7 protein-coding genes and 6 pseudogenes are annotated in these 10985 nt (G+C 60.0%); 5 read left to right on the top strand and 8 right to left on the bottom strand.

Annotation, left to right across the window (positions count from 1 at the left end):
* Positions 1-580 precede the first annotated feature (580 nt).
* From QMO82_RS03330 to QMO82_RS33720, 5 genes and pseudogenes are all read left to right on the top strand, one after another.
* On the top strand, positions 581-799 hold the full coding sequence (locus QMO82_RS03330) for an acyl-homoserine-lactone synthase (protein ID WP_063503098.1): 219 nt from the start codon (positions 581-583) through the stop codon (positions 797-799).
* Positions 772-993, top strand: a pseudogene (locus tag QMO82_RS03325) (hypothetical protein); the annotation flags it as partial. The gene QMO82_RS03330 and the pseudogene QMO82_RS03325, both read left to right, overlap by 28 nt.
* 130 nt (positions 994-1123) lie before the next feature.
* Positions 1124-1936, top strand: a complete 813-nt coding sequence (locus QMO82_RS03320; RefSeq protein ID WP_011427334.1) for a Ulp1 family isopeptidase — start codon at positions 1124-1126, stop codon at positions 1934-1936.
* A gap of 77 nt (positions 1937-2013) precedes the next feature.
* Positions 2014-2319, top strand: a complete 306-nt coding sequence (locus QMO82_RS33725) for an FAD-dependent oxidoreductase (protein ID WP_011427333.1) — start codon at positions 2014-2016, stop codon at positions 2317-2319.
* A gap of 10 nt (positions 2320-2329) precedes the next feature.
* Positions 2330-2704 carry a hypothetical protein gene (locus QMO82_RS33720; protein ID WP_210306222.1) on the top strand — a complete coding sequence of 125 codons (375 nt, stop codon included), beginning with the start codon at positions 2330-2332 and terminating at the stop codon, positions 2702-2704.
* On the opposite strand, the pseudogene QMO82_RS03310 reads toward QMO82_RS33720, so the two are convergent.
* From QMO82_RS03310 to QMO82_RS03275, 8 genes and pseudogenes are all read right to left on the bottom strand, one after another.
* Positions 2596-3619, bottom strand: a pseudogene (locus tag QMO82_RS03310) (glycerol-3-phosphate dehydrogenase). The gene QMO82_RS33720 and the pseudogene QMO82_RS03310 sit on opposite strands and share 109 nt — an antisense overlap.
* Positions 3620-3695: 76 nt before the next feature.
* Positions 3696-5744 carry a bifunctional aldolase/short-chain dehydrogenase gene (locus QMO82_RS03305; protein ID WP_011427331.1) on the bottom strand — a complete coding sequence of 683 codons (2049 nt, stop codon included), beginning with the start codon at positions 5742-5744 and terminating at the stop codon, positions 3696-3698.
* A 73-nt stretch (positions 5745-5817) separates the two neighbouring features.
* Positions 5818-6877 (bottom strand): annotated as a pseudogene (locus QMO82_RS03300) (ABC transporter ATP-binding protein).
* A 59-nt stretch (positions 6878-6936) separates the two neighbouring features.
* Complete coding sequence (locus QMO82_RS03295; protein WP_086005040.1) at positions 6937-7662, bottom strand: SDR family oxidoreductase; 726 nt, start codon at positions 7660-7662, stop codon at positions 6937-6939.
* Between the two features lie 77 nt (positions 7663-7739).
* A pseudogene (locus QMO82_RS03290) lies at positions 7740-8234 on the bottom strand (extracellular solute-binding protein); the annotation flags it as partial.
* Positions 8235-8389: 155 nt separating this feature from the next.
* Positions 8390-8649, bottom strand: a pseudogene (locus QMO82_RS03285) (carbohydrate ABC transporter permease); the annotation flags it as partial.
* A gap of 60 nt (positions 8650-8709) precedes the next feature.
* Positions 8710-9515 (bottom strand): annotated as a pseudogene (locus QMO82_RS03280) (HAD-IIB family hydrolase).
* A gap of 3 nt (positions 9516-9518) precedes the next feature.
* A complete protein-coding gene (locus tag QMO82_RS03275; protein WP_183907024.1) occupies positions 9519-10850 on the bottom strand; it encodes an iron-containing alcohol dehydrogenase in 1332 nt (443 codons plus the stop codon).
* Positions 10851-10985: the final 135 nt, after the last annotated feature.

Genomic DNA, 10985 nt, shown 5'->3' with positions numbered 1-10985 from the left:
TTTTCCTCACGACGGTTTTTTCGCGATCGTCAGTGATTTTCCGTCGATAAGCAGTTACCCGATTCCCAGATTGCGTCAAACCATACTTCGTTAACCAACGGTTACGAACCAGCGGGTAAAACCTCTGCCACCCAAGGGCAGACCTCCTATAAATACAGAGACTTAGGATGCTATCCTCCAAGCAGTGTCGCCAATTGTTTTACTATGAATCCTACAACCGTAACGCATCTCTAAGTGCGATCGAAACGCAATTCCAGCACACGCCGATCGCTTTCACCATTCTTCACGACCGAATCTGCCTTGTAAGATTTACAACTAGCGGCCGACTCCGATTTGTGCCGACTTCAACGACGACGGCGAAATTCATGCAGGTGTTCGCGCTCAGTAAACCGCGGAATGTCCACAAAACTCAGCTCCTTCACCAACACCACCAGCTACGCGCTCGCGTCTTCTCGGAGCGGCTAGGCTGGGAGGTCAAGGTTGTAGACGGCCAAGCATCCGGCTTCGAGACTAGACCCAACCTACATCGTTGCCGCTTCCAACAACGGCTACCGGAGGACAGGCTGAACGCACACCGGCGATGGTCAAGAGCTCCCGCTTCTGCGTTGATACGACCCTTGAAGAGCGCAGGCGATCGGGTTCAGTACATGAGATAACGCTGACCAGGTTTGCGGGCATCATCGAGTGGTGCCTCGCAAATGGTTATGCCGAGGTCAAGACCGGGCTCACGAGGCCGACGAAGCTGACCGAGCAACAGGCCATCAACCAAGCCAAAGGTTTGGTGCGTATTCCGATGTGATGGAGTATCATGAAATTCCGTCGCTGACCGCGGCCGAGATCAAGAACATCGGCGAACGCGTTGCTGGCGCGACGAACCAGTTCATCAGCCGAGCAAACCCGATGCTCTCCGCAGCCTTGCCAACAGGGGAGCGAAGCCAAATCGTCCTACCGCCGGCAGCGGCCGACGGTGGCGCCATCTCGATCCGCAAGCAAACGCCGTCCAGCCGATGCGGCGCTTGGCGGCCTTGAATACAGTACCTCAGCGGAGGCGCAGAGGTCATCGCAAGCAAGCCCCAAGGACGTTCCCGATTTAGCCGAATCCGATTTGGCGGATGTCAGTGAGTTGTCGCCCATCGACACCAGGAGGGCTGCTTTTGGAACGGGGAACCGGCAGATCAGGCTTGAAGATCAAGTCAGGGCAGGTCCTGTCACTTCCTACGCGCAACAGGCGGGGTACCAATCAGTCACCCACACGGTTTTTGATGCCGAACATATTGGTGACAACCGGCTAGTCGGGAGCGCGCCAATCCCTCCTTTGCTCGAAGACGAGCATATCGCGGCCGATTTTGCACTGCTTGGCGAGGCGCTGCGCAGGGCCAGTCCCGACATCGCCGCCCGGACACGGTTGGTGGCGCCTGCGGTGGCCCATTTCTTGCGCATGGCTCGGAACCCGGCCGACGCGGCCGCCGCTTTCCACGACATCATCGATGGCGGCAGAGCCAACTTCGGGAGCGGCACGGCCAGCTTCGTGTTCCTTCCGGTCAACAATGCTGGGACTGGCGCGGGGGGCACCCACTGGTCGCTTTTGTTTGTCGATCTGCGCGGGCGCCAGCCGGTCGCCTATCATTACGACTCCTTGGGCACCCTGAACAGCGCCATTGCAAAGGGGCTGGCAGCACGTCTGGGGGCCCGCTTGGATGGAGTGCGGATGGCCCAGCAGGACAACAGCTACGATTGCGGGGTATTTGTCGTGGACGCCACCAGGGCGCTGGCCGCGCGATTGGCTGATGGAGAACGGCCCGGGAGCCAGCCGCTGCACCTCGACACCCTCGTCGCCGACCGGCAGGCTTTACTGGACCGCCTCACGGCCCCAAGTAACGCACGAGTGGAAGTGGCGTCTTCCTCGAGAAGCAGAGAACGCTTTAGGGAGCGATAAGCTTCAGGGCGCCCGCATTAATAGGCCCACCGAACGGCTAGCCCGGCGAAAAATCGGAGGCGCGCGCGAAAGCCCTCGTGAATGCTGCCGGTCCCTGGGTTGCCAATGTCATCTCCGATGTCGTTGGTCTGAAGACGAATGATCGTATCCGGCTGGTTCAGGGCAGCCATATCGTCGTCAACAGGCTTTATGATCACGACCGCTGCTACATTTTCCAGAATCCGGACGGTCGCATCTTCTTCGCCATTCCTTATGAAGACGACTTTACGCTCGTGGGCACGACCGATCGTGATTACGATGCTGCTCCCGAGAACGTCGCGGCTTCGTCGGAAGAAATCGATTATCTCGTGCAGGCAGTTTCTTCCTATTTGGCAAGGATGTGAAACGCGCCGAATGTGGTCTGGAGCTATTCGGTCGTACAGGCGCTTAAACAACGGCGCGGCCAACGCCCAGGAGACCACGCGCGACAATTTGCCGCAGCTTGATGGCGGTCCGGGGAAGGCCCCGCTTCTCTCGGTCCTTGGCGGCAAGATAACGACCTATCGGGTGCTTGCTGAAGATGCACTGGGAAAGCTTGCATCGCTCTTTCCCGGTTGGGCGAAGGGCGCCGGCAGCACCCTGACGATCGTCACCGCAGCACTCAGTTCAAGGCGACCGAGCTACTGCGTGCAGAGCTTGCTAAAATCAAAGACCATTCTCGCGTCTCCCTGCACGGCATTGGTGATGGCGGTCGCCAATGGAAATTCGTTTTCCGCATTGTCGATTTGATGCAGCAGGGAGAGAACAACGCCAGCCGTGTCGATGCCTTCCACCGTTTCACCCGCAAGCTCACCGGATTTTATTTCGGAAACCGAGTGCCCCAGCCCCCGTGACCGAGCCTACTGTTGCGTCCGCCGCCGACCGTGACATGCAAGTCGCCGAGACCGGCAAGATCAAAGGCTGTGGCGCGGTGCCCGCCGATACGCTCGCAAAGCGAGGCCATTTCCAGCATTGCCTGATTGAACACACCAGCGGTGGGGTTTTTGGATTGCCCGTCCGGTCGCGTCGGGTCCGGATAGCGTGTCTGCATGGCGCTTACACCGATGGCAAAGAAGTTTTTCAAGGCCGCGCAGGCCTCCACGCCTGTCACGTCGTCGGTGATCGCAAGACGATAATAAGGCGTGCGCATCAGTTCCACCGCTCGCTCCGTCGCCTCGCGGTCACGGCCAGAATAAACGCTGAGGGTCGGAAAGCGGTTGGACAGCTCTTTCGCGATACAGGGACCGCCGATGCCAATGAAAGCCGACATCCTCTCGATGCGGCGCGGCAGGGTCTCGGCATAGGTGACCACGCGGCCGCCATCTCGGTCCAGCCCTTGGTCACGAAGGCGATGGGTATTTCCGATACGAGCAGCCCGTTCAGCCGATCCGCGACCCACTCGATACCGGGGTTGGACACGCCGACGACAACGAGATCGGCAGCCTCCACATGCGCTGGCGTCAGTTCCCCACCGGCAATGACTTGCACGGCATCGAAAAGGGGTGCGTCCAGCTCGGGATGGATGCCACCCCACTGTTTGAGCCGGTCGATGATGGCAGCATCGAGCGGTGTTCCCGCAAGCAGGACGGTGTGCCCGTTATCGGTCGCGGGAACGGCGAGGGCCGAACCCATGACGCCTGCGCCCAGGATGAGGATGGTTGCTATGCCCGATGTCCTTCCAATGCCATATGATGATGGCGGCGATGACCGGCACGCCGCCTACGAAAAAGCCGTTTGCGCGTTATCGCATCATCGCGGCGACGTTTCCGCCGTCCACGGTGATAACTGCCCCTGTCGAGGCGCGCGCCTTGGCGAGATGCAGGAAGGCGGCGGCCACGTCTGCGGCGGTCACCTCCCGCTTCAGCATGTTGCCGCGCATGTATTCCTCCGGGGGCAGGCCGCGCGCCTTGGAGCGATCCTCCACCATCTGGTCGGTCATCAGGCCGGTACGAATGCGGTCGGCATTGACCGCATTCGACGTGATGCCGGATGCACCGTGTTCAACCGCATATTGCCGCATTAGCGCCATCAGCGCTGCTTTGGACGTGCCATAGGGACCGAAATCAGCACCCGGATTGACCGCCTGTTTCGAGACATTGAAGACCAAGGCACCGCCGGTTCCCTGCTTTTCCATGATGCGAACGGCAGCCCGGGCGACATAGTGATGGCCCCAGAAATTCAGCTCAAACGCCATGCGGAACGTGGCCTCGTCGACGGAGAGAAGCTTGCCCTGAAAAGCCGCTCCGGCATTGGAAATCAGGATGTCGACGCCGCCGTAATGACGGGCAACCTCCGCCACGGCGCGATCTACTGCATCGGGGTTGGTCACATCGCAGACGACGGGCAGCGCACCTAGACGTTTCGCGGCCACCTTCAGCGGCTCTTCCGAGATGTCGAACAGCGCGACATCGGCGCCCTCCGCCTTTAACGCTTCGGCGACCGACAGACCGAGGCCGCTTGCCGCACCCGTTACGATCGCTACCTGCCGTGTCAAGGGCTTTTCCTGGACCTTGATAAGCTTGACCTGTTCAAGCGACCAATACTCGATATCGAAGAGATCGGCTTCCGAAAGGGCCTCGAAGGCATCGATCCCCTCGGCATTGCTGATGACCTCGATTGTTGCCTCCGCGACATCGGCAGCCACTATCGCATTCTTGTGCGCCGCGCCGGCGGCAAAGAGGCCCAGTCCAGCAACATAGAAGACACGCGGCTTCGGATCGAGCATTCGCTTGATCCCGCCCGCGCGAAGATTGTTGCGGGCGAAGTAATCCTTGTAGTCGGCCTCATAGCTGGAAACCGCTTCCTGCACCGTGGCAGCCCACTCCTCAAGCTTGTCTTTCCGGGGCGCCGGGAGCGCCACGCCAAAGCGCTTGATGTGAATGACGTGTTCCGGGGTCGCATTGCCACGGCGCACGAGGCTTTCGACCTTGTCCGAATTGCAGAAATCGAGGATTCGTTCGCTTGAGCGGTGTTCCAACACGAAGCGTCTGGGTTCGCCGTCCTGGCCCGTGTCGACCGCCAGCGCACCACGCAGGATCGGGGCAATATCGGCAGTATCGGCCAGTCCTCCCGGTACGCTGACGCTCTGGAACGGCTTCGCCCTCCCCTTGGCGATACGTTTTTTTGCCTGATCTATCTTCGCGATCATATCCTCATAGGAAGTGCGCGGATCTTCCGACCATGTGAAGATGCCATGTTTTAAGAGGATCATGCCATCGCCCTTGGGATTGGCGCGGTAGGCAGCATCGCAGACCTTGGCGAGATCGAAGCCTGGCATGACATAGGGAACGATAATCGAGTCCGGGAAGAGCTCGCGGATGATGTCTTCGCCATGGGGCTGGTTGGTCAGGGATACGATGGCGTTCGCATGGGTGTGGTCTATGTGCTTGAACGGGAGCAGGGCATGCAGGATCGCCTCGACGGAGGGATTGGGGGCAGAGGGATCGATCAGCAATCGTCTTTGTAGCATCACCATGTCGTCATCGGAGAGCGTTTCGAAGCCGACCATGGCGCGCAACGGCTCAAGACGCACTGCCGGCAACCCCTGGGGTTCGATCGTGCCCATGTCCCAGCCGCTGCCCTTGACGCCGAGCACCTCGACCTCGGATCCATCCATTTCGGTCAGAACGGTTTTGACGGAGGTGTTGCCGCCGCCATGCAGAACCAGTTCCGGGTCGCAGCCGAGCAACCGGGTCGTGTAGGTGCGGATGGCGAGGTCACGGTTGATACCTTTGGCGACGTATCCATCGACCACCGAGGCAAATTCGGATACCGACCAGCGCGATTTCATAAAAGTTCCTTTCCTGACCGCCCGGCGGGTCCGGCACGGCGCGATAAACCTGTGATTGGAAGAGCCCGCGAACCTAGATGCGCGCCTCGGTAGCAGTATCGAAAACGTGAACTTTGGACGTGGGCACGGTGAAGCGGACGTCGCTTCCGGGCGCGAGCCGCGCGGCCTTGTCAACCACCGCGACGAACCGGCCATCCGGCCCTTCGCAGAACAACTGCGCGTCATGCCCCAGACGCTCCAGCAGGATCGATTTAGCCGCAAGCGGTCCGGCGGGATCGACCTGGAGATCGGTCGGGCGCAATCCGATCACGACCGACTGCCCCGGCTTTTCCCGCGTGGACGCATCCAGCGGCACCCGTCCGGTCGCCGTGTCGACGGCGGGAACGCCATCGGCCACGACGACCGTTCCGGGGAGGAAGTTGATGGCCGAGGAGCCGATGAAATCCGCGACATATTTGCTTTCCGGCCTGTCATAGACGTCGTCGTTAGAACCTATCTGCTTGATCTTGCCGGCACGCATAACGACGATCTTGCCCGCCATTGTCATGGCCTCGACCTGCTCGTGGGTCACGTAGATGGTGGTGGTTTTCAACCGGTTGTGCAGCTGACGGATTTCGGTACGGATATGCGCGCGCAGCTTCGCATCGAGGTTCGAAAGAGGTTCGTCGAAGAGAAACACCGCTGCCTCACGCACCATGGCGCGGCCCATGGCGACACGCTGGCGCTGACCACCGGAAAGCTCCTTCGGGTAGCGGCCGAGATAATCCGTCAGCTTCAACGTCGCCGCGGCCCACTCGACACGCCTCTTGATGTCCGCGGCGGGCACTTTGGCGACTTCGAGAGAGAAGGCGATATTGTCGTAGACCTTCATCGTCGGGTAAAGCGTTCTGGAACACCATCGCGATCGAGCGGTCGCGCGGGTGCACGTCATTCACGCGCTTGCCATCAATCAGCAAGTCGCCTTCCGTGACGGTCTCGAGGCCCGCCGTCATGCGCAGCAAAGTCGTCTTGCCACAGCCCGACGGCCCGAGCAGAACAACGAACTCATGGCCTTCAATCTTGAACGAGATGTCTCGCATGATCGTAAAGGCGCCGAAGTACTTTCCGATGCGCTGATATACCACGGTCGCCATGGGGGTGTTAACTCCGTTTGCGCAGCCTGCCCCTGATGGAGGAGGGTGGCCGCCACGTTTCAATACTTCTGCCGGGTTGGCGTGATGACGATTTCCTGGACGATGGCGCGCTGCGGCTTCTGGTAGGCGTCGAGGATCAGTTCCGCCACGATATCCGCCGAAATACCGCCGCCGATCTCGGCCTTGTTCGCCTTGTAGTTGGCAAGCGTCGTCTCGTCGCGCACGCTGTCCAGCACCTCCGTATCGATAATGCCCGGTGAGATGACGATGACGCGGACATTATGCGGCGACAGATATTCGCGCAGGCTTTCCGAGACGGCATGGACAAAGAACTTGGTGCCACAATAGACGGTATGATCGGGATAAACCTTCCGCCCGGCGATCGAGCTCATCATCATCAGCGTCCCGTGCTTGCGCTCGATCATGCCGTTCATAACCGCATGGACGCTGTTCATCACGCCCTTGGTGTTTATGTCGATCATTTCGTCCCATTCTTCAGGCGGCTGACGGGCGATATCTCCGAGCCGGGCGATGCCGGCGTTGGCAAACATCATGTCCACCGGTCCATGCTGGGTCTCGGCGGCTTTGACAGCTTCAACCAGCGCTTCGCGGTCGCGCACATCGGCCTGCTTCAGCACCGCGTTGGGCAGGGAGAGCTTCTGCAGCCGGTCCAGCCTGCGGGCAATCAGCAGCAACGGGTGGCCGGCCGCGGAAAACGCCCGGGCCACGGCCTCGCCAATGCCGGAACTCGCACCGGTAATTGCGATCAAAGGTTTGTCCACCACATTCTCCATCCTCTTTCTCCAGCGAAGTGTCTGAGGAAGGGGCATCGCGGTTGCGCCGCCGCTTCCCACTTCTGTCATCAGCCCTTCATAACGGTCTCTATCTGCGTGGCGATGTCATCCATCGCTTCCTTCTGCGAGCCATAGCTGCCGGCGAAATACTTGCCGAGGCTCACAGGGATGGTGTCGGACGAAATCTGCGCCCATTCCGGGAGACCCGGTTCCGATCCCATATATTTGGCGATCGTTTCCCGCACGACCGGCAGATGCCGCGTCGTGCCGGCGCCGACGCGGGCGTTGCCCTTGACGCGCGGGTCGTCATAGACGGATGCGCGTGTGGGGCCTGTTCCACCGCCAAGCGTAGTGATGAGAGCCTGTCTATCGGCGCAGGTCGCCCATTGCATGAACAGCCATGCGGCGTCCGGACTCTTCGAATATTTGGAGACTGCGAGCAAAGAGCCGCCCTGGTGGCCAGCACCCGGGATTTCACCATAACCGCACTCTTCCGGCTTGTGCAGCGCGATCGGTTGCGGCGGAATGACGGCTTCGCAAAGCCCGGAAACCGTGGTCTGGGAGCGACCGTGGACGAAACGATCCGTCACCAGGGCGAGATAGGATTTTCTGTCATGTTCATTCATGCTTTCTTCCTTCTCCATATCCGGGACCGGGCTTGGGCCGAATTTCTCGTTTGCCGGGAGCAGGCCTCCTCCAGGCCCATTCCCTTCTTTTTCTATTGTTTGAGCGACCCCATGGCGAGGCCGCGAACCAGGTGGCGCTGCACCAGCAGAATGACGATAAAGGCGGAACGATAGCGGCTGCGCCAAGCGCTGCCATGTTGCCCCATGCGGTACCGATGGAGGTCACGAAGGTCGAAGACACGACCGGAACCGTTTTGAGGCCCGTCTGCGTCAGCGTCAGCACGAACAGGAATTCCGTCCACGAAAAGATGAAGCAGAGAACCGCGCTGGCGGCGATGCCGCCCTTGGCCATCGCATAACGATGCGCCGATGATGCCGGCACCGATGATCGCGATATCGTAAACCGAGCCGCTCATGCCGCCTGTCCCCGTGCTTCTAGGATGCGGTTCACCACCGCGACGAATCCATAGCCTCCCTTCCTGGCCGCGACATAGGTCGGCTCGCTATCGAGGTTCCTCGAAAATCCAGAACATTGGCGACGCCGCAGGCGTTTGGAAAGAAACCGAACATGGGAGCGTCGTTGGGGCTGTCCCCGACAAAGACGATACGATCCTTCTCGGCATCGATATCCATGCCGAGAATATCGGCCGCAAACCGGCGGCTCGTGGTCAGCTTGTTATAGGCGCCATACCAGCCGTTGACATGGATCGAAGAGATTTTTGCAACGGCTCCCTCTTTCTCGAAAATATGCTTGATACGATCGACATCGGTGTTGGCAAGCGGCTGGATATCCTCGCAGACATCAATGGCGAGGTCGGCCTCACGGTAAAGTTGATCAGCAGAAATTGCAGCGCCGGGAACTTCCGACAGAATTCGGTCACCGACCCGCGCCAGCCGTTGGCGATCGGCGGTGCGTTGTGTTTCGCCGATCGCAAAACTGCGGCGCATACGACGTGCTTCCTCGTCATAGGCGAAATAGAAAGCGCCGTTTTCGCCGACCACGCCGACGACAGGCCACATGCGGGCGATCATGTCACACCAACCCGCCGGCCGGCCGGTAATTGGGGCAACGGCGATGCCGGCCGCACTCAGCCGCTCGAGCGCATCATAGGCGACAGCAGGCAGCCGCCCCTCATTAGTCAACGTGTCGTCGATGTCAGCAAAAAGCACGCGAACCGCGCCAGCGACATCTTTCGGCATCTCGGCAACCGGGCGCATGGCCTACACCTCCCCGGCAGCGAAGTCCTCGAGCAGCCCCGCATCGGCGGCTATATCGAGGAAGGCGTAGCGATTGCGCATTTCGCGGCAATGCACGAGCGCCTCTCTGTATGTTTCCACTGGTAAGCCGAGATCGGCTGATGTCATCGGGCCTCCGGCATCTCTTAGAAGCTGCTCCATGTCTTCAACCGGAAGCGCAAAGGCTTTCAGCTCTTGGCGCAGCGTCGGCCAGATATCGGCCAGCTTTTCGTTGATTTCAGCGGCGGCCCGCGCATCGAAGGCCTTCGGCTGGATTTCTTGCCAGCATTGGGCAGCAATCTCGTGGCCCATGCGGGCGTTCATACCCTCTCGGTCGATCTTGGTGGGGCGGATCACCGGTGGCTTTTCGCTATCGAGGAATAGGCGTTGCAACCTTGCCATCGAGAGGGTCGCAACGCCGACCTGCTGGCCATGCAAGGTCCCCGGATGCTTCTCTCCGGCAAAGCAGTCTATATAGTGTGACACCTGGTGTTCACCCATCGAACCGTGGTTCGACATGCCCGTGAAGGACACGCCGAGACCGCACATTGTCAGCACCCGGTGCAGGTAACCATTGGCGGCGATATCGCCGTTGGCGATACCCTTGGCGCGTGTATTGAGCTCCTGCTCATCTGCATCCTGAATGATGTAGGGTACCGTGGAATAAAGGCTGCCGATCAGCCTGTGAGACATCCACCAGTCAACCTGCGCCACCGAACGCACGAGGCAATCGGCAAAGCCGGCGGCCGAGAGATAGGCCGGAGCTGCGGCATTGACGTTGAGATCGATAAAGAAGCCGGACGGTGCATGGGACGGCAAAGACACTTTCAGACCGCTTTTCAGCGTGATCGAAGCCGTCGTAGACGTATATCCGTTCATCGAGGCCGCCGTACCGAACACGGCATAGCGGCGATTGGTGCGGCCGGTAACGAACTTGCAGAGATCGTTGATCGTGCCGGAGCCAACAGCCACGACGCCTTCGGCGCCGGCCAGCCTTTCGCTCAGATCTGCAACATTGGCCATGTCCGCATGGGGATGCTCGAGGATAACGGTATCCACCGGAGCAAGCGAACCCAGTGCCTTCGCCACGCGCGAGCCCATCGCATCCCAGGTATCGGCATCTGCAACAACCGTATAGCGATCGCCTAGCTCAAGGCCAGCAACCAGCGCTGCCTCGCGACCGTCCAGGCTCTCTTCAATGACGATCTTCTCGTAGGGAACGGATGCCAGCATGCCCGTTTCCGGGTTGCTCCACCTGCCGCCCACGATGTCATCAATCAACGCCGTCCAGCCGCCGTAAGGCATTGTGACTGCCATGCGATCCTCCTTTGCCGACACCGCCGCTCCCCCTCCAGGGCTTGCGCTGCCGTCTTTCTGCGTTGGGAAGACAAAAGACAACCTTGATTGCCATTTGTCAATACACATGACAACAAAGATTGACAAATGACACGC

Origin of the sequence: Rhizobium sp. BT04 (genome assembly GCF_030053135.1) — a bacterium.
Taxonomy (GTDB): domain Bacteria; phylum Pseudomonadota; class Alphaproteobacteria; order Rhizobiales; family Rhizobiaceae; genus Rhizobium; species Rhizobium binxianense.
Note: the sequence above shows the minus strand (reverse complement) of the source record. Positions and strands in the feature narration are given on the sequence as shown.

Excerpts from the sequence above, each read along its gene's own strand:
- QMO82_RS03305 (WP_011427331.1), bottom strand. The coding sequence starts at position 5,744 with ATGAAATCGCGCTGGTCGGTATCCGAATTTGCCTCGGTGGTCGATGGA.
- QMO82_RS03330 (WP_063503098.1), top strand. The coding sequence starts at position 581 with ATGGTCAAGAGCTCCCGCTTCTGCGTTGATACGACCCTTGAAGAGCGC.
- QMO82_RS33720 (WP_210306222.1), top strand. The coding sequence starts at position 2,330 with ATGTGGTCTGGAGCTATTCGGTCGTACAGGCGCTTAAACAACGGCGCG.
- QMO82_RS03275 (WP_183907024.1), bottom strand. The coding sequence starts at position 10,850 with ATGGCAGTCACAATGCCTTACGGCGGCTGGACGGCGTTGATTGATGAC.